The sequence below is a fragment of the Marinomonas posidonica genome (genome assembly GCF_043643765.1).
Lineage (GTDB): Bacteria > Pseudomonadota > Gammaproteobacteria > Pseudomonadales > Marinomonadaceae > Marinomonas > Marinomonas posidonica_A.
This window is the reverse complement of the sequence record NZ_JBHZSP010000002.1, coordinates 354,734-375,789: the sequence shown is the minus strand read 5'-3', so window position 1 is coordinate 375,789 and position 21,056 is coordinate 354,734. Positions and strand designations below refer to the sequence as shown.

Genomic DNA, 21,056 nt, shown 5'->3' with positions numbered 1-21,056 from the left:
TCGACGTTACATCGAATTGGCGGGCAATGGCTCTTGAGCTTTGGTGTTGAGATAGCTTGGCTAAAGACAGTTTAAATGCTCTGTGATATTTGGACATAAAAAGACCCCCAGTAATTGGAATGTCCAACTATTGGGGGTCAGTTCAAAAGCGGGCTTTTTTACGGCTTAGCTAAGTCACGACTGCATGTTTCTATTCACTTAAGCCAAGACGTTTTTCTTCGGTTTCACGTAAAAAGCGGAAAAGTTTTTTACGGTTGGTTGTTTTGCCTTCTTGTGACATTTCTTTTTGTGATTGACGAATTAACTGACGTAGCAGTTGAATGTCTTGGATTTCAGGGTGATCAGCTAAATAGTTCGATAGTTCTTCCTTGCTGTTTTCACCGATTAAGGCATCACGTTTTATTTCCAGTTGATGGAAGAGTTTGTTATAGGCAGCGGATGTCGAATCAAACAGCGCTATGCGTTGATCAATGGCTTCGTAGTCTTCCGTACGCATCACCTTACCAATGTACTGTAAATGCCTTCTGGTGGCTTCATGGTGCTTGATACGATCTGCTTCAGCGAGGGCATCCCTTAGCGTGTCAGACATAGGGACTTTTTTTTGCTGATTCTTACTAAGCTTCAATAGCTTTTTGCCGATCTCTTGCAAAGCTTCCATTTCGCGCTTGATCTGAGTTTTGCTCTTAGGGATGTCTTCTTCGTTTTCGAATTGATCAAAATCTGTCATGGGAACCTATACAAGAAAAATAGTCGCGAGTCCGAGGAAGGATAAAAATCCAACCACATCGGTCACGGTAGTCAAAATTACACTGCCCGCTAAAGCGGGATCGATACCAATCTTTTTTAAGAAAATTGGTAATAATGTACCTGTTGTTGCTGCAAACAATAGATTAATAATAGTCGCGCCTGCAATGATATAGGCAATCTTGATGTTGTCAAACCAGATGGCTGTTAATGCAGCGATAACGCTAGCCCAGAGTAGGCCATTGATCATCCCCACAATTAATTCTCGATTAAGTAACCATTTGGCATTGGTTGAACCAATTTGGTTGAGTGCGATGCCGCGAATGACTAAGGTAAGGACTTGTGATCCTGCAATGCCGCCCATACTGGCCACAATGGGCATTAGAATCGCGAGTGCAACGACTTGATCCAGGGTGTTTTGAAAAAGCCCAATGACATACGAGGCGATAAAAGCAGTAATTAGATTGATACCAAGCCAAACAGCGCGTCGCTTGGTGGTTTTTAAAATAGGTGAGAAAGTATCTTCATCATCATCAAGACCAGCCATGCTTAACATCGAGTGTTCGGCTTCGTCGCGAATAACGTCAACCACGTCATCAATGGTGATGCGGCCTAATAGCTTCTTACTTTCACCATCAATAACAGGGGCGGATACTAGGTCCATTTTTTCAAATAATTGTGCGACGTCACTGGCGGGGGTGTCAGCATTAATGACAGTACAGTCGGTATCCATAATATCGCGAACGGTATCTTCGGGATCACTGACTAACAATTTTGTCAGTGTTAGGATACCGAGCAGTCGATCGGATCGACTGACGACCAGTAGATTGTCTGTCATATCAGGAAGACTGGAGTGGCGACGTAAATAGCGGAACACAATATCAACCGTAATGTTGGGTCGAATGGTAATGGTGTCTGTGTTCATCAAGCCGCCAGCAGAGTCTTCCGAGTAGCTTAACAGCGCTTCTACTCGGGTTCTGTCTTGGGCGGTCATGGAAGACAGAACTTCTTTTACAACGGTTTCAGGTAAGTGTTGTAATAAATCGGCTAAGTCATCGCTTTCAAAATGTTCGGACACGGCGACTAATCGCTCAGTATCCATCTCTTTCATGAATTGAACGCCAATGTCTTCGCTTAGATATTGGAGGACTTCACCTTCGTTTTTTGAATCAATGAGTTCCCAAAGAAGTTTACGTTCTTTTGGTGGGGAGGATTCGAGTAAGCGAGCAACATCTTGTGCAGGAAGAGCCCCGTTAAGTAAATAACGAATCTGCATTGTCGCCCCAGATTCGAGGGACTCCGTAACAGTTTGCAGATGACTTAACGTTTTCTCAGACATTGAGTGTTACTCGTCTTCGCCAAAACGATTGTTGATTAATTCAATAACGGCCTTGATCGCGTCTTCTTCATCTTCGCCATTGGTTTTAACCAGAATTTCAGTGCCTTTTCCAGCCGCCAACATCATCATCGCCATGATGCTTTTGCCATCGACGTTACGACCTTCTTTTTCAATGGTAATGTCACACGAAAAGCGAGAAGTGGTTTCAACGAGTTTGCCAGCGGCTCGAGCATGCAGGCCAAGTTTGTTGATGATGGTGATGCTTTCTTCCTGCATGCTGTGCTCCCTAAATTAATGATTCAAAGCGTGTGTATAAATCGTCATTGGTTTCTGCTGTTCGCAATGTGCTTAGTGCTTCTGGAGACTGAGCCAGTTCAGCGATTTGTGCCAAGGTGGACAAATGCAGGTCACATTCATGCGGTGGTACGATTAGAGCAAAAATCAAATCCACAGGCTGTTTATCGATTGAATCAAAGTCAATTGGTGTTTGTAGCGACATCACTACAATGGCAGTGTGATTGGCGGATTCCAAACGACAGTGAGGAATAGCAATGCCATTACCAATGCCGGTACTGCCTAATTTTTCACGGCCCAATAACGCGTCGTATACTGCTTCATTGTCACAGTGTAGACGGTTAGAAGTAACTTCGGCCAAGCTTTCTAGAACGCGCTTTTTGCTGACAATATCTTGTTTGGCAAGCACGAGTTCCGCTTTTACTAATGAGTTTAATGGCATGATAACTTTATACCTGTTAAATCAATCTTTTACGTTCATTTGAAGGAGGGATGTTCATCGCCTCTCGATATTTCGCAACAGTGCGTCGTGCAACTTGAATACCTTGGTCAGCCAAAATAGTCGCCAATTTATTATCGCTTAATGGTTTCTTAGCTGGTTCATCAGCAACCAATTTTTTAATCATAGCTCGAATCGCAGTGGAAGAACATTCACCGCCAGATGCTGTGTTGACATGACTGGAAAAGAAGAACTTCAATTCAAAGATGCCTTTAGGTGTGTGCATGTATTTTTGTGTGGTCACCCGTGAAATAGTGGACTCGTGCATCCCTACCTCTTCTGCAACATCATGGAGAACCATGGGTTTCATGGCTTCTTCGCCTAATTCAAAGAAATCAATTTGTCGACTGACAATACAGCTAGCCACTTTTAATAAGGTTTCATTGCGACTTTGTAAGCTTTTCATGAACCATTTGGCTTCTTGTAGCGAGTTTTTAATATAGGTTACGTCTTCAGCAGTTGAAGCTGTGCTGGCCATTGCTGAATAGGTTTCGTTAATCTTGATCGGCGGTAGCGCGTCATTATTCAGCTCTACCTGCCAGATGTTATTACGTTTTTTCACCGAAACATCTGGAATGACATAGTCAGTATCGTCTTCATCAATTACAGAACCAGGTCGAGGGTTGAGCTGCTGGATTAGATGAATGACTTCTTTTAAGGCTTCGTCTTTTAATTTGGTTTTACGACTAAGCTGCACAAAGTCTCGACTGCCTAAAAGAGGTAGATAATGGCTAATCAGGTTTTGTGTGCTTTTATACAGAGGGTGATCTTGAAATGCCTCTAGTTGAACCAGCAGACAATCACGTAAGTCAGTAGAGCAGACGCCAATCGGGTCGAATCTTTGTAGTCTATGTTGTACAGCGTGAATTTCATCCAGCTCAAGTTCTTCCAGATCCACGCTTAAAGACTCTAAAATCTCTTCTAGGCTGGTACTTAAATAACCATCGGGCTGAACACAATCGACAATGGCGTAAGCAATCTCTAAGTCCCGATCCGACATGTGAGTGAGGTTCAGCTGCCAGATTAAATGGTCTTGAATGCTTTCAGCCGGAGCGTTACGGCTTTCAAAATCCATATCATTGTCAAAACTATTAGAGTCACTGACTGCGGCAGAACTTTGATAGGTATCATCCCAATTGCTGTCGATGGACAGTTCTTCAGGAATGCTTTCGGTCCACTCAGATTCTAAACGTGCTTCTTCGCCTGACTCATGATCATTGGTGTTACTGTCCTTGTTTGTCTCACTATCCGTTTTGGCTTCAATGCTCGTTGTGTCAGCTGATGTAGCTTCATCATCGTCTAGTTCGAGTAAGGGATTAGATTCAAGAAATTCGTGAATTTCTTGCTTTAAATCCAACGTCGAAAGCTGCAGCAAGCGGATGGCTTGTTGCAGTTGTGGGGTCATGGTTAATTGTTGACCGAGTTTTAGCTGTAAAGACTGCTTCATGGAGCAACTCTGTCTGTTTTATTAAATTGGAACGAGTTGTGCATACTACTCCCTTTCTACAACAATGATAAGGGGTTACAGGCGGAAGTCGTCGCCTAAATAGACTTTTTTCACTTGTTCATTATTGATAATGTCGCTGGCCTCACCAGAGGCAATAATATAACCGTTGCCTACGATATAGGCTTTATCACAAATGTCCAAGGTTTCTCGAACATTGTGGTCGGTAATTAAAACGCCAATGCCGCTGTCCTGTAAATGTTTAATGATGAGTTTTATATCACCCACAGAAATAGGATCGACACCAGCAAAAGGTTCATCCAATAATATGAACTTGGGATTCATGGCAAGGGCTCTCGCAATTTCCACTCGTCGGCGTTCGCCACCAGACAGAGCCATACCTAGATTTTTGCGAATGTGTGTAATATGAAACTCTTCTAAAAGAGATTCCAGTCTCTCTTTTTGTTGAGCTTTGCTTAGACCTTTACGGGTTTCTAAAATGGCTGAAATATTGTCTTCGACTGACATTTTTCGAAAGATAGAGGCTTCTTGTGGTAAATAACCAATGCCTTTTTGTGCACGAACATGCATGGCATCTTGGGTGATGTCTTGATCGTCAATGAAAATGCTACCCGCATCGTTTGCGACCATGCCGACTATCATGTAAAAACAGGTTGTTTTACCGGCACCGTTTGGTCCTAATAGCCCAACCGCTTGTCCTGACTCCACAGCGATGGAAACATCTTTTACCACAGGTCTCTTTTTGTAACTTTTGGCTAGGTTTTTTGCTTCTAGTCTGGCCATGAATTATTTTGCCTTGGCTGCTTGAGGTTTTAGGGTCATGGTAACGCGACCTTGGTCTTTTTTCTCGGCGGTAAAGGTGCCATCTTGAATCATGTAAAGAATGTAATCCGCCGATATTGAGTTTTGCATGCGGCTTAAGTACCCGTCCCCTATGATTTCGAGCTTGCTTTCATCTGTTGCGTAGTGAATTTCATTGCCTTTACTGATGACAATATTGCCACTCCAATCAATTTGTTGACTAAATTTAGCGGGTTTGCCAGAGGCTTCGAGACTACTGAATCTCTGTGTTGTTGGATCACTGGTGACTTTTAAATATTGGGCCTGAATCTCGATAGAACCTTGTTTAACGAACACATTACCCTTGTAGATGGCTTGGCCGGTATTTTGATCAAAAGAGGCCTCATCTGCCTGAATTTCTAGTGGCTTTTCGATGTCATTAGGAAGGGCTAAGGCATATTGACTCAGGGCGAATAGGGTAATTAAACCTGTGGTTTTAGTGAATCGTTTCATAATTTCCTCGTACAGATCCCGTCATAATGACTTCTTCTGAATTGATATAGGTCGTAATGGTGCCTGCGGAAGTCTTACCTTGAGTCGATGTAAGGGTCGCATTTCCTTGGCTAGTTAGTGATTTGTCTTGATCTAAATAATGAATGGTGTCGGCATTTAATAAAATGTCTTCAGATCCTTGGTATTTTTTCACCGCGAACACATTGTCGGTTAATAAAATGTCATTGCTGCCATCTTCTATGACTCCCTGTTGAGCCTCTGCGTGCCAGCTACCGGAAGTCGCATAACGATCAACATAAGGTTGTTCTAAATGTGTCTTGGCTGCTTGGATGTAGTGCAGTGTTTGTTCAGCATGGATAGTCTCAATGAGTTTACCCTGAGGATCAAATCGTTGCGCGGTAACTTCGGTAATAAAATAGTCAGGTGTGCTGCTCAGCGAATCGGTAGAGAGCAAATTCACTTTTGGGGCCGCTTGATACCAAAACAAAGCCAGTGCAATGACAGCGAATGCTACCATCAAAACGACAATGCGAAAGGGTTTGTTTGAATGTTGCGAAGACATTAAATGGGTCCACTGGTACTAAGTATGATTAAGTATAAAGCGTAAGAGGCCAGTAGGGGTAGACCCACCCATCTTGGAATGCTGCTATTTTTGGCTTTTTTGAAGAGAATAATAGCAATGACCAGTGCGAATGTGAGGCCAAGAGTCCAAGGGAAATCACGGGTTAAAATGCTGTGATCAATAAGGCCTGGTGCAATAAGGGCGGGTAAAGGCAGTACTGTCGCTAGGTTGAAAATGTTCGAGCCTAGAATATTGCCAATGGCAATATCATGATGACCTTTTCTCACGCTACTGATTGAGGCGGCCAGTTCAGGTAGGCTGGTACCGATGGCAACAATGGTCAAACCAATGATTAATTCGCTGACACCAAGCTGAGTCGCAATGCCAATGGCTCCCCATACCAGTAACTTAGAGCTGCCGATTAGAACCGCTAAGCCTATTATTGCAATGGTTAATGACTTGCCAACAGAACTGCCATCGTCTTCAGGTAATTCTTCGACTAGTTCACTGGATAAATCTTTACCGCCGCGTAATAAAACGAAAAGTATGGCGATAAAGGCCGTGATTAGAATGATGCCATCCCACACTCCCAAAAACTGATCATAAATTAAAATGCCGGCAAGAAGGGTGATGCCTAACACTAATGGGGCTTCTTTTGTGGACAAACCGGGTGCGACGGGAATGGCTGAGAACAGCAGGCTAGCCCCTAATACAAGAGCGATATTGGCGATATTGGATCCCAGAACGTTACCAACGGCAATTTCCGGCGCTTGATCTAAAGCGGCAATAGCAGACACCACCATTTCAGGGGCAGAAGTGCCAAGGGCAACAAGAGTGATACCGATAATAATTGGACTAACATTCATTTTCTCAGCGACGAGTGCAGAATGTTCGATGAATTTGTCAGAGCTAAGAACTAAAAGAATCAGCCCAGCAATTAGGGCAGCAGAAAACAACAGCATGATGAAGGTATTACTCATAATTTCAGGAGCTACCATTTAATGAGGTTTAGCGCTTAAATTCAAGGCTTGACCTAGGAAACAAATTGTATTTAAGCGTGCGCGATTTTATTTTTAAAAATGCAATGATAGTATCTGTCGATATTCGCTAGGGAATAAGGGTGTATTAGTGGTTGATGCTTACATAGAAGTTCATGATCTTAGTTTTTACAGGGGAGACAGAGCCATTTATGAAAATGTCTCTTTGACTATCCCAAAAGGCAAGGTGACTGCGGTGATGGGCCCAAGTGGCACAGGGAAGACAACTTTACTGAGGTTGATTGCGGCTCAGTTATCACCTGATCAAGGACGTATTTTAGTGGCGGGTGAAGATGTACACCGCTTATCAAGAAAAGACTTGTACAAAGTCCGCAAAAAAATGGGCATGCTGTTCCAAAGCGGTGCTTTGTTCAGCGATATGTCAGTGGCTGAAAATATTGCTTTTCCTCTGGAAGAACATACTCAACTAAGTCGAGCCGAAATAGACACGATTGTGCTTGATAAACTGCACAGCGTGGGGTTGCGTGGTGCAGCCAGTTTGATGCCTTCAGAGCTGTCTGGTGGTATGGCACGACGCGTCGCTTTGGCCAGAGCCATTGCTTTGGATCCTGATTTGGTGATGTATGATGAGCCTTTTACTGGGCAGGACCCTATCTCTAAAGGGGTGTTGGTAAAATTGATTCGTCAGTTGAATGATGAAGCGAATATTACCTCTGTTTTAGTCTCGCATGATGTCGAAGAGTCTTTATCCATAGCTGATCATGTTTGCATCTTGGCAGGTGGTCGTGTCATTGCCGAGGGTTCGCCTGAAACAATACAAGCGTCCACTGACCCGCAAGTGATGCAATTCCTTCGTGGTGAGCCTGATGGCCCTGTACCATTTCATTATCCTGAGACCTCAGAGAGTCAAGGAGTGCCCAGATGAATCTGTTAGTGGGGTTGGGAGCTTGGTTTTTAAACTGGCTTGAAGCGGTTGGTCGTGCAGGCATATTTCTCGCTCAGAGCGTGCTGCGTATGCCAGTGCGTTTTAGAGAGTCGATTCGACTTTTGATCCAACAGCTTTACGCGGTTGGTGTGTTGTCTCTGGTGATTGTGGTGGTGTCAGGTGCCTTTATCGGTATGGTGCTCGCTTTGCAGGGCTACAGTATTTTATCAAAGTTCGGCTCGGAAGAGGCAGTAGGGCAGTTGCTCGCCTTATCTTTATTGCGAGAGTTGGCGCCTGTGGTCACGGCATTATTGTTTGCTGGTCGAGCGGGTTCCTCTTTGACGGCCGAAATTGGCTTAATGAAAGCCACCGAGCAGTTATCCAGCTATGAAATGATGGGGGTGGATCCCCTAAGGCGTATCATTGCACCGCGCTTCATTGCAGGGGTGATATGTTTGCCTTTACTCAGCATTATCTTTTCGGCCACAGGGATCATTGGTGGGTTGCTGGTATCCGTTGGTTGGTTAGGTGTTCATGATGGCGCGTTTTGGTCTTTGATGCAGCAATCTGTGTATTTCGATACCGATATTATGAATGGCTTTATTAAAGCGTTATGTTTTTCCGTCGTAGTGACTTGGATAGCAGTTTATCAGGGCTATGAATGTGTGCCGACTTCCGAAGGAATAGGCAAAGCCACCACTCGTACTGTGGTATTAGGGTCATTAGCCATTTTGGCATTGGATTTTGTTTTAACGGCAGCCATGTTTGGGGATTTTTAGGATGAGAAGTAAGCGTACTGAGTTATTGGTGGGTGGTTTTATATTGTTAGGTGTCGCGGCATTTGTATATTTGGCGGTGCAAGTGAGTGGTTTGGCTTTTTCTGCGCAAAAAGATACTTATCAAATAGTGGCTCGATTTGACGACATTGGTGGTCTGACCAGTCGCTCTAAGGTCACCATTGCTGGTGTGACTGTGGGCACCGTTGAATCCATTTCATTCGATAAAGAATTGTATATGGGGCTAGTTAAAATGAACATCAATACCGACGTTGATAATATTCCAACAGATAGTTCGATTGCGATTTTAACCAGTGGTTTATTAGGTGAAAAATACCTAGGTATTACCATTGGTGCAGACGAAGAAGTGTTGCAAGAGGGTGGCGAAATATTTGATACGCAATCCGCTTTAGTGCTTGAGAATTTGATTAGTCAGTTCCTGTTTAAATCAGGTGACTCGGAGTAAATAGTTATGTTTAAAGTGTTTTCTAGCGTGTTTATGGTGCTTTCTCTTTTGTTGACCAGCTCTGCTTGGGCGAAAGATGAAGAAGGTGCAAGAGACGCTGTGATTAAGGTTGTTGAAGCTTTCCGTGTGGACATTGTTCAGGATAAGGCATTTTTAGCGGAAAATCCGTCAGTATTAGCTGAACGAGTGGATCGAATTCTGGCGACAGTCGTTGATTTTGACGACTTTTCTCGTAAAGTCATGGGCAAGTATTATAGACGTGCAACGCCAGAGCAAAGGGAGCGTTTTGCAACGGTAACAAAAGATACATTGTTGCGAACTTATGGTGCGTCTCTATTAGACTTAGATCCGGATAAGATCAATGTCCAGCCTTTAGGTCCGCAAGGTCGAGGGCGTGAAATCAAGGTCAAAGTAGATTTTCAAATGGCTGACGCTGGACTGTTAAATATTATTTTTTACATGAAAGAGTCTAAGCAACAACAATGGCTGTTAAGTAATGTGTCGATAAACAATATCAACTTTGGCCGGACTTTTCTCAAGCAGTTTGGGGTAATGATGGAACAGAATCAAAATAATATAGACAAGGCTATCGATGCTTGGAAGGCATCCTTAGCCAAAAAATCCTAAACCGCAGACATAATAATGCCTTAATGAATCCGCTCCCAGTTAATGAGAGCGGATTTTTTATCGTCTTGATATAAGCTGGCAGCTTACTTCTTTTAGGTTCATAAAGTGCTATGACTTAGTACTATTTTATAGTGTATGGTGTGATTCATATTGTGCTTTGAAGAGTGTTTCGACTGGTTGGGAATTTAGTTGATATTCTGACGATGGGGTGCAGGGAAATCTTAAATGATACGTCTGGAGCCGCTTTAAAGTGGAATAAGCTCGTTATAAAGACGAAGGAAGATGTTATTTTTTGCGGTTGTATGCTGTGTTAGCGCTTTGGTCCACACTGTAGATAGTCCAGCGTTGATTTGCAAATTGTTGTTTTGCAAAGACTTCAGCGACGACCCGACGGTTTTGACTACGACCTTCGGCTGTTTCGTTCGTAGCGATAGGGCGAGTTTCACCATAGCCGACACCTTTAACGCGATCAGCTTTGATGCGGAAACTGTCAACCAAAACATCGGCAATAGCGGAGGCGCGTTTCTGAGACAGAGTGCGATTTGATTCTGCTGATCCTAGGCTGTCTGTGTGACCTTCAATAACAACATTACTGCTAGGGTGTTCTCGAAGGAATTTTGCCAGGTCTTTTAGTTCGGAATAGAAACGAGGTTTGATGTTGGCTTTGCCAGAATCAAACAATATGTTTAGTTCAACTGAGAGTAATTTGGAGCTTTGATTTGGGCAGCCTTCATTGTCTATGGCTGAGCCAATAGGTGTATCAGGACAAAGGTCTCGAGCGTCAATCACGCCATCGCGATCAGCATCGGCAAGACGAGCCTTTACATTTGACGCATACAGACTTTCGGCTGTGGCGAAATGGCTAAAGGCAAGCAGGCTGGCTGCAATGCTGATGTGTTTAAACAATGACGTCATGAATGATTGGCTCTTTATACAACTTACCAGCTAGCTTAAGTCAAAAAATAACCAGTCGCTATGGGGTTTTTGTATCTTTGTTTTATTAAATTGCTTAATTGTAAGTTTTTGTTAAGAAGAAGCTGGTTTTTACCAGCTTCCTGTGTTTTCCATGGAGACCCAAGGTTCAGCAGGCTCTAACGATCCATCTTTTTGCAGCAGTTCAATTGAGATGTTGTTAGGGTCTTTGATGAAGGCCATATGGCCATCTCTTGGTGGTCGTAAAATGGTTACACCCATGTTCTGTAGGTTTTCACATACTTGGTAAATGTTGTCGACTTCAAAGGCAAGATGGCCGAATTGATCGCCGCCCGAGTAGTTTCTATCATCCCAGTTGTGAGTCAGCTCAACTTCTGGAGCGCCTTGTTCTGTTGCGTAATAGATAAGTGAAAACTGGCCCTTTTCACTGTCCATACGACGTGTCTGTATCAAACCTAAGCCTTGTGTGTAGAAGGTGTGGCTTTCCTCTGGCTTGTCTGTTCGTATCATCGCATGTAGGTAACGAATTGACATTATTCTCTCCTTTTGATTTCTGCTTGCTTGGCATTATGGCAATAAGATTGAATAAATACAAAAAGTTAAGGTGAACTTACACGCTTTTTACTCATCTTCCCATACCCAGCGTAAAGGTTCACCAAAGTCATCATAAATCACTTTTTTCTTTGGTTTGTTCTTGTTTATTTTAGCCGTGGATTGTGGTGAGGGTGGGCGCTTTTTCTGTTGAATGGCGGCGACAACATGATTTAGTGGTGTTCGGTCTTGTCTTGGTTCACTAAAGCCGATGTGACTCGTGTTATACTTGCCATCAACAAGGCCTGATTCGCCCATGTCGACTTGTTGGATTTCTCCTTTGGCTTTGATAAATTCCTCGACCAAAGACTCGAGTTCTTGTCGTGTCTCTTTTTTTGTGGTTTTAGGTTTTATCATGGCACTTATATTATGGAAAATCCTATTGTTAATGAAGGTGTTACAGGTTTAATGAAAAAGTCATTAATCATTCATATTAAACGTAGAGGTAGCTGGTGTCTATTAGCAACTTAATTGTGCATGAAATTCAAAAGCACGAAGGCGAACGTAAGGCCATTTTAATTGCGCGTCCGAATGAAAACCCAGTAGACAGTCAGGCGGAGGCTCTGTCGGCACAAGTAACCAATTTATTTAATCGATCTGGTATGAATACGGGGCGCTTTGCCAATCCTCAAGGCAGTGAAGAAGGGGCACAGTTACCCGGTTTGTTGTATAAGCATTTTAAAGATAATGATTTTGCCGACTTTGCTGCGTTCACCAAAGATTGTGCTGCCGAATATTTAAAACATCTAGAAGCGGTGGAAGAAGCGGAAGGTGGGTTATTGTGGTTTAACCATTATGAGCTTCATGATACGCATTTTTTATACATTGTTATGTTGAAGCGTAAAAAAGGTATTGGTCTTGGTGCGGATTTAAGTTTGTCTCAGATTGAACAAATCGAGATGGAAAAACTGCATATGGCATTGCGTATCAATTTGACGGCTTGGCAGTCTGGTGATGAAGGGCGTTATATTGCGTTTCGCTTTGGTCGCGCCCCTAAGTTTGAGAGTGAATACTTTACCCAGTTTATTGGTTGTGATGAACCAAAAGCGGCGGCGAAAGAAACTCGTAAGTTAGTGGATTTAACCTCTGCATTTTGTCAAGCTGAGGGGATTCCTTCTAAGCAGGCAAATGAATTTAAGAAAGTGGTTTCTGAGCATTGTCAGTCGAAAGCGGAAGAGCGTGAACCGCTAGAAATCAAAGACATTGCGTCACAGGTAGAGTCGCGTTTTTCGGTTGAGCAAGCTAATAAATTCTTAGAAATTGCCGATTCTGATAGTTTTAAAATGGAGAAAGAAATCTTTGTTGAAAAAGCGGCGTTGAAAAAATTGACGCGCTTGTCAGGCAGTTCTCGTGCTTTAACCTTAAGTTTTGATAGTGAACTGCTAGGCGAGTCCATCCAATTTGATGCAGACTCTGGCGTTTTGGTCATCAAAGATTTGCCGAAGAGTCTGCTTAAGCAGTTACAAGCGGTTAGTAATTAGTTTAAAAATTGAAGTTGGAGTTAGCTGGAAAGGCTTATGATAATCCCAATAGGCCTTCCAGTTCTTTCATACTATCAAACACCTCCGTTGCGCCTGCTGCCAGTTGTAATTCTGCTGGAACCGTTTCGCTGAAAGCAAACACGCGCATGCCAGCGGCTCGCCCGGCGCGAATGCCTGCCACTGAATCTTCAATAACAATACAATCTTCAGGAGCAACTCCAACGGCTTTTGCGGCTTTTAAATATAGGTCCGGTGCTGGTTTGCCGTGCTCAACGTCTTCTACACAAAAGCGTGTACTGAAACGTTCAGCAAGTTCAATTTTATTAAGCTTGAAGTTCATTTCTTGGCGTCTGGCGTTGGTTGCCATGGCAATAGGCGTTTGAATTTTGCTCAATAGCTCAGTCACGCCTTGAATAGGGTCTAATTGCTCTTCCATTAATGCCTGGAACTTGTCGCGATACTCTGCGTCAAAATGAGCAGGCAGAGCTTTGCCAAGCATGGCTTCAGCGTTACGAAGGTTTTCTTGATTGGTGAAACCGGTAAATTTGTCGTGCAGTGTCTGATCATCCAACTCTAGTCCTTGCTCTTTTAGCATGGCGCGCAATAAATCGTTTGAAAGATTTTCCGTATCGACGATAACACCGTCGCAGTCAAATAAAACAGCCTTGTAAGAATACGTCATAAAACAGCTTGTTGGGTTATGAATGTATACTGATGATAACGAATTTGCGTGTTATGAAGAAAGTAGAACAGAGTAATAAGCGTGCATTGATTGAGAAAAGGTTATAAAAGAAAAAAACGGACAAGAAAGGAAGGGAGGGGTTTTATTATTTTTCTCCCCTTAAGAGAAAATATCTAAGGTATAATCGTACGCTAAGCGTTTGTTATACTGAGTTTGGCCTAAGCGGCTATTAGCTAGCTTGGCTTAGGGTTTGTGAACGAAGGCTAATTTTCTTGATAGAGCGTACAGTGGTTTTAAAGAAAGCAATAACAGCTTTAGCTTGACGAGCGCGTTTTTGACGACGAGCGTGATCTTCAACTGTAGTGTCTTTATAGCCCCATTTAGCAAGTAGTGCTTCGTATTGTTTTTGAGAATCCATGAATCTCTCCTTAATTAAATTGGTTTTGAAAAATGTTGTTTTATTACAACAAGAGTTATATTAGTTAAGGCTGACCAATTGAACAAACGATCCTTTTTCACTCTATAGTTGAGTTTTTTTCACCTTTAATAAATTGTAAGGAAAATTGTCTTGTACCAAGCATTATCTCTGTTTTCAAAAAGTTGGATTTTTAAGCGTCAGGATCCGAAAGTAGCGTCAGAAGATTTGGCGCAAATCCACTTTTTGACAGAATCGAAAGCAGAGCAGATTTGGCGTGATTACATTAGTCAGGAGCAACTTCATCCTGATCTTTTTACGGAGCAAGATTGGCCCAAGAAAACGCCTGAAGGCATTGAAATCCATAAGGCTCAATGGGAAAAGGCATGGGATGGCGAAGCGCCAGATTTACCCGAAGAAGTGTTGGCCCATTGCAATCATTGGGGGGAAGACACCATAGTGTATTTTTGTTGTCATAACGAGCAGATCTTTGAGCTTACTTGGGGGGTGTTTAAACGTACATGGAAGGCATTTTTGTTTTTGGATAATGGTCCGATTTTAGTCGGCAAAAAGAAGAAGCAAGCTTTACAGTTTCACTCTAATGGCTGGGTTAATTTATTGTTGAGATAAATTAACTGGATAAAATGTGAACAGCTTGAGCGCGCATTGATGTAATTTAATTACATCAATATTTGAGGTTTTGCTGGGAGTGGTCATTAAGTCAGTCGTTTGGGTTTATTTTCATTACTCATTACCTCGCTTGCGACTGTTTAAACAAGCCTGATTAAAAGCTTGGTAATAACTTAGCAAATTTTCACTTTGCTGAGGGTGACCTAAGCTGTCTAACAGCATGGCGGTGACTTCTGCGGTAGCGAACTGCATGCCATGCTGAGAGTGCCTGACTAGGAACGAACGCTGTGCTGTTTGATTGATTTCAAAATGCGGAATGTGCTTGAGCCATTCGCTTTGATGGAACATCTTGCTGGCCTGTTTCCAGGTTCCATCAAGAATCACAAAGGTGTGTGGTTTATCTGTTTCCTTCTTTGTTCTTAAGATGTCTAGTTGATCTCTTACTTTTCTTTCTTGTTGCTGGGCTGTTTCTGTATTGGGAAACAAAATGGTGCAGCTTTCTTTGCGTTCATTTAGCAGGTTAAGAAGGGCTTGTTCGGGCTCGGTTCTGCTCCACATAAATGCTTGAGTCTGATTTGGGAAAAGGTCTGCGATCAAGCGTCCACTATTAGTGGGTTTGTGTATTTCATCTCGATGGTAAAGCAGAATGAACTGAAGGGCGCTGTTTTGTGCTTGTCGGTGGTCACAAAAGCAGGCGAATTTTGCCATTAAGCAATAGACACATCGCTTGGCGTTTGAGCCTCGTGCCAAAAAAGGTCTCATGGCTTTGGCTTGGCTGTCTTCTCTTAATTGATCGACAGCGTGTTTTGGAAACAGTCTGGTCATTGTTGTCTTCATTTTTTTGGTAGGGCGTCATTATGGTTTTTTTGAGCATAATGTCTATGGGCGTTTTGGTTATTAAAAATGCCATCTGGTGTTATTGTCATGCTGGTCTTTAATGTATAAATTGGTTAATGAAATTGGTGAATTTACACTTTGCTGAGAATAGCTTTAAGCAAATTATGCAAATACAGAGGAATGAATTGGAAGCTTCTTTTTAGCGCTGTTCGTGGCCTCTTTCTCACGCTAAGGTGTGAGATATTATTTTGGTACTACTGAGTTATTTATGAGTCGTTATATCTCTCCTGTGTTGTATGTTCTTCTGATGTTAGTAGGATGTATGGCATTTGTTTCAATTGCTGGTGTGCGAGTGGGGATCTTCGAGCCACTGACAGGTTTTTCCATGTTGCGTAAAAGTGTCTATGCTTCATTGGTGTTGTCGTTATTAGCTATTGTTTCATTGGGCGCTTGTCGTAAAGAAAAAAACATCGGTAGTCAGCGTTTCTTTTTTTTAGTGCTCATTGTTTCTCTCGTCTACAGTTTTATGTGGATCGGCTTTTATTTACACCGTTCTGATTTGCCCTCTATTAATGACATTTCTACTGATACTGAGATGCCGCCTGCTTTTTTAAATGTCAATTTTATTCGCAGCTCCAATGAGAACGACCTCGCCTATAATCTAGATTGGGCACCCATACAGAAGAAGTACTACCCAGATGTTCAGCCTGTATTCACGCAAGAAAGTAAACAGCAGGTTTATTATGTCGTGGCCGATCTAGTAGAGGATAGAGGCTGGGAAGTGATTGCCAAATACCCCGCAGCGGGTGTTGTTGAGGCAACGGCCCGAACACCAATATTTGGCTTTCGAGATGATGTTGTGATTCGTATCTTGCAAGTCGGAGAGGGGAAAGTACGAGTGGATATGCGTTCTTGTTCTCGTGTTGGTCGAGGGGATTACGGTGTCAACGCTCAGCGCATCGAATCCTTTATGGCGGATTTAAACACTCGCCTTGAACGATCTGCTATGCCCAATGTTAATTCTGTTCGATAATTATTCCTGTTTTTTGTATTGAAAATCTGCTCGTCATTGAAAATCAGATAGGCTAGGCTTTGATGATTATTCAGTAAAGGGCATGGTGACGTGAGTCTTCGACAGCAACAAAAGCAACATACTCGATCCAAAATCAAAGCCATTGCGAAGCAGGCTTTTCTCTCTCAAGGTATTGACGCCACAAGCACTCGTTATTTAAGTCAGCAAGCGGGCATTGCAGTAGGCACCTTGTTTGTACATTTTCCCGATAAGCTGGCCTTGGTGAAGGATATCTTTTTTGATGAAATGGATATTGCGTTAAGAGTTGGAGCTCAGGCTCAATCTCATTGTGTGTCACCAATTGAATATCTATCCCAGATGGCACAAGTCTTGTTCCATTTCTATGACGAATACGCGGAGTTCACCCGAGAGGTCTTGCTTGACAGCGTGGTAACGGGCGGCTTTCATACCAATCAAATTGCAATCATCTCTGAAGGTATAGTAAAACGCTTCCAGCAAGTGGGTGTAGACGAAAAAACGGCACACATTTTTGCTGAAAATATGGTTGCAAATTATTGGTTCGTTTTGCTGGAAAGTGTGCCGCAAGGACAGCTCGGGCAGGCTGCCATGGGGCGCTTGAAGACCTTAAATTTACCCTTTGAAGTTTCTTATCAAAACGCCGCAAAGAAAACACAATAAGGTTATTAGACTCTCTTTGTTTCGCCAAAAGAAAGAGGGCTAGTTAAGGTCGTTGGCTTTTCGAAAAGGTCCCTGATAGTCAAATAATCGTTCTGTGACCTGCCAGTGCTGTTTATTCTTTTTTGCGATCACGAAGTCGGGGATCGGTAGGTAGTCGACAAAGCGGGCGACTTGTTCTGCTTTGTCAAAGTCTATGGTCTGACTTGCATTGGCGATACGACGGCCAAATACATCATTAAAACTTTGTCGAGATTTTTTATAATCAAAGCGAAAGGTTTCTGACAGAGTTAATCCATCCTCATCATGGTAAGTAATTTTAACGCTGTTGTCTGAGGTAAGTATACTTGGGCTAATGCCGGCGCAGCGCAGCACTTTGTTGTCTTTTAGGTTTAATGCTTTGCGCAGTAGCTCATCAGGGTCAATCAGCTTTTCTTGACAATGCTGACAGTGTCGAGCGGCAATGTCGTTTTCTTCATTACAATGAGGGCAGCGTTTAAATCGGAACCGATACGAACACGGCTCTTCACCATGAGGTGTTTCAATCAGTCCGTGGCAACGACGTCCAAAGTGTTCGATGACATTGCCATCGGCGTCTTTTCGTCCCCAAAAGGTATTGGCAAAATCACATTCAGGACAATGAATTTGCACGGCAACGGAATCGCTTGTTGGTTGTTTTTCGCCTATCTCTGGCTGGAAAATATTGTAGCCGTTGTTCGTGTAATCCAGTACCAAACAATTTTTCTTACCTGGGCTTAAACGTAAGCCTCGTCCAACAATTTGCTGAAATAAGCTGATGGATTGTGTCGGGCGTAAAATGGCAATGACATCTACATGTGGCGCATCAAACCCAGTGGTCAACACAGACACATTGACTAAATACTTTATCTCTTTGGCTTTAAAGGCCTGTACCAGTGAGTCCCTGTCTTTGTTATTCGTCTTTCCCGTGATGAGGGCAGTTTGATCAGCAGGCAAGTAGCTGACGATTTCTTTCGCATGATCTATGGTGGCGGCGAAGACCATTACCCCTTGACGGTCTTGGCTGAGTTGCAAGATCTGTTCGCTGACCGCTTGTGTGACGCGTGGGTGTTTGTGGATGAGCTCATTGAGGGCGATATCGTCTGTGCTGTGTTCACCATCGAGGCTTTCTGTTAATAGGCTGAAATCATAGTGGGCAATGGCAGCGTCGTAATGAATTGGGGGTGTTAGGTAGCCCTTTTTGACCATGTGTTGTAGTGGTAATTCGTATATGCACTTTTTAAAAAAGGCGTCTTGGGTTGGGCGCGTATAACCGTGGTAATGTTGCTCATAAATCCAGCCGCTACCGAGTCGATAAGGTGTTGCGGTGAGACCAAGAATTTTTACCTTAGGGTTGAGGGCTTTGAAGTGCGCGATGGTGCTTAAATATTGGCCGTCATCGTCTTTACCGATACGGTGGCACTCGTCAATAATGACTAGGCTAATCGCTTGATCAAAGCGGTCTAGATTGGCGGAAATGGATTGGATGCTAGCAAAGATGGTTTTCTCGTGATGGTTTTTTTGCTTTAAACCTGCTGAGTAAATACCTGCGGGGCTGCCTGTTGCTACAAATTTAGCGTGATTTTGTTCAACCAATTCTTTTACATGAGCAAGGCAGATAACACGGCCTCTTGCCAGTCGACTTAACTCAGCAATCACTAAGCTTTTACCGGCGCCAGTTGGTAATACAATGACAGCAGGATCATCGGAGCGACGAAAATGCGCGAGGGAAGACTCGACGGCTTGTATTTGGTAATCGCGAAGTTGAAAAGCTGTGCTCATGGTTAGATTATCTAGGTGTGTTAATCGTGTGGCTACAGTATGATAGCCAAATTGGCAATTTTGCCTGTTTAAAAGTGATTAATCTATGTCTCTTGAAACTTTATCCGCTCCTACCTTGTACGTTGAGAATTCGATTCCGACGTTTAGTCGGGAGGAGCCTTTTGCCAATGTCTTGATGGATTTACAAACTCAAGGTTGGAGTGTGCAAGACCATTTTTTTTCTGATGATTTTACTCAAGCTCTCATGGTTGAGGCGCATAACATTAATAATGCTGACATGTTGCAGGCAGGTATTGGTCGTAAACAAGATCACCAAGTGATGTTAGATGCTCGTCGTGATTATATTCAATGGATTGACCCTGATCGTCCGGTGCGTCGAGAATTTTTAAAGGTGATGGAAGCGTTGCGAGTGGCGTTGAATCGACGACTTTTTCTAGGCTTGTTTGATTACGAGGCGCACTTTGCACGATATGAAAAAGGCGCGTTTTACGAAAAGCATCTTGATGCTTTTAAAGGCCGCAGTAATCGAGTGCTATCGACGGTTTTGTATTTGAATGAGGGTTGGCAAGATCAAGATGGTGGTGAATTTGTGCTTTATGACGAACGAGAAGCCGATCAAGAGTTAGGGCGCTTTTACCCACAAAAAGGTCGCCTGGCAATCTTTCTGAGTGAAGCATTTCCCCATGAAGTGTTGTTGGCCAATCGAACTCGCCACAGCATTGCTGGCTGGTTTCGTATTAATAATTCCACCGGCCAAATAGTCGATCCCGACCAATAAGTTCTTTCCTCTGTTATGGTTTTAATCCATTGCCATTTTTTGTGTTAATACACTCGAAAAATGGCAAATAAATCTCTATAATGCGCGCCGTTAATCATTGCTCTGGTTTTACGTTCCAGATCGCATAGGAGAGAAAATATGTCAAAAGTCGTTGTATGTGCCCTTTATAAGTTCGTTGAACTTCCGCATTACGAATCCATTCGTGAACCTTTGTTAAATGTCCTAGAAGACAACCAGATTCGTGGCACCTTGTTATTGGCAAGTGAAGGCATCAATGGCACGGTCGCTGGCTCGCGTGAAGGGATTGATACCCTGTTAGCTTGGCTGGATCAACAGCCGAGTCTCGAAAACATTGTCACAAAAGAGTCTTATGACGAAGACATGCCGTTTTACCGCACTAAAGTAAAACTGAAAAAAGAAATCGTTACCATGGGAGTGGAAGGGATTGATCCAAAACGCGTGGTCGGTACTTATGTGAAACCGCAAGATTGGAATGATTTGATTTCAGACCCTGACGTCATGCTGGTTGATACCCGCAATGATTATGAAGTACAGATCGGTACGTTTAAAAATGCCGTCAACCCAAAGACAGAGACTTTCCGAGAGTTTCCATCTTATGTAAAAGACAACATGGACCCAAAGAAACAGAAGAAAGTCGCCATGTTTTGTACCGGTGGTATTCGTTGTGAAAAGTCCACTGCCTACATGCTAGAACAGGGGTTTGAGGAAGTGTATCACTTAGAAGGTGGCATTCTTAAGTACTTGGAAGAAGTGCCAAAAGAAGAGACTATGTGGGAAGGCGAATGCTTTGTGTTTGATAACCGAGTATCGGTGAATCATGATTTGGAAAAAGGCGAATATGACCAATGTCACGCATGTCGTATGCCGATTACCGAAGCAGAGAAGCAAGACGAGCGTTTTCAGCAAGGTGTAAGTTGTGTGCATTGCTTTGATAAGTATACCGATGAGCAGCGTCAGCGTTTTATTGAGCGCGAGCGTCAAGTGCAGTTGGCTCGTCAGCGTGGCGAAGAGCACATCGGCGCAGAAGTATTGGATGCTGTCGAGAAGCATCGCCAAGAAAAGGCGGCTGAAAAAGAGCGCCAGCGTAAAATCCGCGAAGCCAAAGCGAACTAATCAGAACGCATATCGACACTCATTGAATAGGCTTACTCATCTGTGTAGGCCTATTTTGTTTCTGCCAAACGCTTGATCT

Annotated in this window: 26 protein-coding genes; 10 read left to right on the top strand and 16 right to left on the bottom strand. The window is 43.2% G+C overall.

The genetic code is table 11. The features are described from left to right. Positions 1 to 190 precede the first annotated feature (190 nt). The 9 genes from yjgA to ACHUFM_RS03920 form a co-directional block, all read right to left on the bottom strand. Positions 191 to 727, bottom strand: coding sequence for a ribosome biogenesis factor YjgA (gene yjgA, locus ACHUFM_RS03960; protein ID WP_013796496.1), 537 nt, complete (start codon positions 725 to 727; stop codon positions 191 to 193). Between the two features lie 6 nt (positions 728 to 733). Then, positions 734 to 2,083, bottom strand: coding sequence for a magnesium transporter (gene mgtE / locus ACHUFM_RS03955; RefSeq protein WP_394179767.1), 1,350 nt, complete (start codon positions 2,081 to 2,083; stop codon positions 734 to 736). A 6-nt stretch (positions 2,084 to 2,089) separates the two neighbouring features. Continuing rightward, positions 2,090 to 2,359, bottom strand: a complete 270-nt coding sequence (locus ACHUFM_RS03950; RefSeq protein ID WP_113874520.1) for an HPr family phosphocarrier protein — start codon at positions 2,357 to 2,359, stop codon at positions 2,090 to 2,092. A 10-nt stretch (positions 2,360 to 2,369) separates the two neighbouring features. Beyond that, positions 2,370 to 2,819, bottom strand: coding sequence for a PTS sugar transporter subunit IIA (locus ACHUFM_RS03945; RefSeq protein ID WP_394179764.1), 450 nt, complete (start codon positions 2,817 to 2,819; stop codon positions 2,370 to 2,372). 16 nt (positions 2,820 to 2,835) lie between these two features. Beyond that, on the bottom strand, positions 2,836 to 4,323 hold the full coding sequence (locus ACHUFM_RS03940; RefSeq protein WP_394179762.1) for an RNA polymerase factor sigma-54: 1,488 nt from the start codon (positions 4,321 to 4,323) through the stop codon (positions 2,836 to 2,838). Positions 4,324 to 4,398: 75 nt separating this feature from the next. After that, a complete protein-coding gene (gene lptB / locus ACHUFM_RS03935) occupies positions 4,399 to 5,124 on the bottom strand; it encodes an LPS export ABC transporter ATP-binding protein (RefSeq protein ID WP_394179760.1) in 726 nt (241 codons plus the stop codon). 3 nt (positions 5,125 to 5,127) lie between these two features. Beyond that, positions 5,128 to 5,634, bottom strand: a complete 507-nt coding sequence (gene lptA, locus ACHUFM_RS03930) for a lipopolysaccharide transport periplasmic protein LptA (protein WP_394179758.1) — start codon at positions 5,632 to 5,634, stop codon at positions 5,128 to 5,130. After that, positions 5,618 to 6,196 carry an LPS export ABC transporter periplasmic protein LptC gene (gene lptC, locus ACHUFM_RS03925; RefSeq protein ID WP_394179756.1) on the bottom strand — a complete coding sequence of 193 codons (579 nt, stop codon included), beginning with the start codon at positions 6,194 to 6,196 and terminating at the stop codon, positions 5,618 to 5,620. The genes lptA and lptC overlap by 17 nt, the downstream gene beginning before the upstream one ends. Continuing rightward, entirely contained in the window at positions 6,196 to 7,194 is a 999-nt protein-coding gene (locus tag ACHUFM_RS03920; protein ID WP_394179754.1) for a calcium/sodium antiporter, read from the bottom strand. Before ACHUFM_RS03920 ends, lptC begins: the two co-directional genes overlap by 1 nt. A gap of 130 nt (positions 7,195 to 7,324) precedes the next feature. Between ACHUFM_RS03920 and ACHUFM_RS03915 the strand changes: the two genes are divergently transcribed. From ACHUFM_RS03915 to ACHUFM_RS03900, 4 genes are read left to right on the top strand one after another with little or no spacing between them, the layout of a single operon-like run. Beyond that, positions 7,325 to 8,119, top strand: a complete 795-nt coding sequence (locus tag ACHUFM_RS03915) for an ABC transporter ATP-binding protein (RefSeq protein WP_394179752.1) — start codon at positions 7,325 to 7,327, stop codon at positions 8,117 to 8,119. After that, positions 8,116 to 8,898, top strand: a complete 783-nt coding sequence (mlaE, locus tag ACHUFM_RS03910) for a lipid asymmetry maintenance ABC transporter permease subunit MlaE (protein WP_113874528.1) — start codon at positions 8,116 to 8,118, stop codon at positions 8,896 to 8,898. The genes ACHUFM_RS03915 and mlaE overlap by 4 nt, the downstream gene beginning before the upstream one ends. A 1-nt stretch (position 8,899) precedes the next feature. Continuing rightward, a complete protein-coding gene (gene mlaD / locus ACHUFM_RS03905) occupies positions 8,900 to 9,361 on the top strand; it encodes an outer membrane lipid asymmetry maintenance protein MlaD (protein ID WP_394179750.1) in 462 nt (153 codons plus the stop codon). A gap of 6 nt (positions 9,362 to 9,367) precedes the next feature. Next, on the top strand, positions 9,368 to 9,988 hold the full coding sequence (locus tag ACHUFM_RS03900; RefSeq protein ID WP_394179749.1) for an MlaC/ttg2D family ABC transporter substrate-binding protein: 621 nt from the start codon (positions 9,368 to 9,370) through the stop codon (positions 9,986 to 9,988). Positions 9,989 to 10,273: 285 nt separating this feature from the next. On the opposite strand, the gene ACHUFM_RS03895 is transcribed toward ACHUFM_RS03900, so the two are convergent. From ACHUFM_RS03895 to ACHUFM_RS03885, 3 genes are all read right to left on the bottom strand, one after another. Further along, a complete protein-coding gene (locus tag ACHUFM_RS03895) occupies positions 10,274 to 10,903 on the bottom strand; it encodes an OmpA family protein (RefSeq protein WP_394179747.1) in 630 nt (209 codons plus the stop codon). Between the two features lie 129 nt (positions 10,904 to 11,032). After that, positions 11,033 to 11,455, bottom strand: a complete 423-nt coding sequence (locus ACHUFM_RS03890) for a VOC family protein (RefSeq protein WP_394179745.1) — start codon at positions 11,453 to 11,455, stop codon at positions 11,033 to 11,035. Positions 11,456 to 11,542: 87 nt separating this feature from the next. Further along, complete coding sequence (locus tag ACHUFM_RS03885) at positions 11,543 to 11,869, bottom strand: hypothetical protein (protein WP_394179743.1); 327 nt, start codon at positions 11,867 to 11,869, stop codon at positions 11,543 to 11,545. Positions 11,870 to 11,964: 95 nt separating this feature from the next. Here ACHUFM_RS03885 and ACHUFM_RS03880 point away from each other — a divergent pair, with 95 nt between their 5' ends. Further along, entirely contained in the window at positions 11,965 to 12,993 is a 1,029-nt protein-coding gene (locus tag ACHUFM_RS03880; RefSeq protein ID WP_394179741.1) for a nucleoid-associated protein, read from the top strand. A gap of 34 nt (positions 12,994 to 13,027) precedes the next feature. On the opposite strand, the gene ACHUFM_RS03875 is transcribed toward ACHUFM_RS03880, so the two are convergent. Together ACHUFM_RS03875 and ACHUFM_RS03870 are read right to left on the bottom strand one after the other, a co-directional pair. Beyond that, positions 13,028 to 13,675 (bottom strand): HAD family hydrolase, encoded by a 648-nt coding sequence (locus ACHUFM_RS03875; protein ID WP_394179739.1) that lies wholly within the window; start codon positions 13,673 to 13,675, stop codon positions 13,028 to 13,030. 229 nt (positions 13,676 to 13,904) lie between these two features. Next, on the bottom strand, positions 13,905 to 14,093 hold the full coding sequence (locus ACHUFM_RS03870) for a hypothetical protein (protein WP_394179737.1): 189 nt from the start codon (positions 14,091 to 14,093) through the stop codon (positions 13,905 to 13,907). Between the two features lie 150 nt (positions 14,094 to 14,243). Between ACHUFM_RS03870 and ACHUFM_RS03865 the strand changes: the two genes are divergently transcribed. Further along, complete coding sequence (locus ACHUFM_RS03865) at positions 14,244 to 14,720, top strand: DUF2947 family protein (protein ID WP_394179735.1); 477 nt, start codon at positions 14,244 to 14,246, stop codon at positions 14,718 to 14,720. A gap of 114 nt (positions 14,721 to 14,834) precedes the next feature. Here the strand turns inward: ACHUFM_RS03865 and ACHUFM_RS03860 are convergent, their stop codons facing one another. Next, positions 14,835 to 15,545, bottom strand: coding sequence for a tRNA-uridine aminocarboxypropyltransferase (locus tag ACHUFM_RS03860; RefSeq protein ID WP_394179733.1), 711 nt, complete (start codon positions 15,543 to 15,545; stop codon positions 14,835 to 14,837). Between the two features lie 280 nt (positions 15,546 to 15,825). Between ACHUFM_RS03860 and ACHUFM_RS03855 the strand changes: the two genes are divergently transcribed. Next, a complete protein-coding gene (locus tag ACHUFM_RS03855) occupies positions 15,826 to 16,590 on the top strand; it encodes a DUF1499 domain-containing protein (protein ID WP_394179731.1) in 765 nt (254 codons plus the stop codon). A 90-nt stretch (positions 16,591 to 16,680) separates the two neighbouring features. Then, positions 16,681 to 17,268 carry a TetR/AcrR family transcriptional regulator gene (locus tag ACHUFM_RS03850; protein WP_394179729.1) on the top strand — a complete coding sequence of 196 codons (588 nt, stop codon included), beginning with the start codon at positions 16,681 to 16,683 and terminating at the stop codon, positions 17,266 to 17,268. Between the two features lie 39 nt (positions 17,269 to 17,307). Here ACHUFM_RS03850 and ACHUFM_RS03845 read toward each other — a convergent pair whose 3' ends face one another. After that, the gene (locus ACHUFM_RS03845) at positions 17,308 to 19,065 is read right to left on the bottom strand and encodes a DEAD/DEAH box helicase (protein ID WP_394179727.1); all 1,758 of its coding nucleotides are present in this window, start codon (positions 19,063 to 19,065) and stop codon (positions 17,308 to 17,310) included. Positions 19,066 to 19,150: 85 nt separating this feature from the next. Here ACHUFM_RS03845 and ACHUFM_RS03840 point away from each other — a divergent pair, with 85 nt between their 5' ends. Next, positions 19,151 to 19,843 (top strand): 2OG-Fe(II) oxygenase, encoded by a 693-nt coding sequence (locus ACHUFM_RS03840; protein WP_394179725.1) that lies wholly within the window; start codon positions 19,151 to 19,153, stop codon positions 19,841 to 19,843. A 138-nt stretch (positions 19,844 to 19,981) separates the two neighbouring features. After that, positions 19,982 to 20,977 carry an oxygen-dependent tRNA uridine(34) hydroxylase TrhO gene (gene trhO / locus ACHUFM_RS03835; protein ID WP_394179723.1) on the top strand — a complete coding sequence of 332 codons (996 nt, stop codon included), beginning with the start codon at positions 19,982 to 19,984 and terminating at the stop codon, positions 20,975 to 20,977. Positions 20,978 to 21,056: the final 79 nt, after the last annotated feature.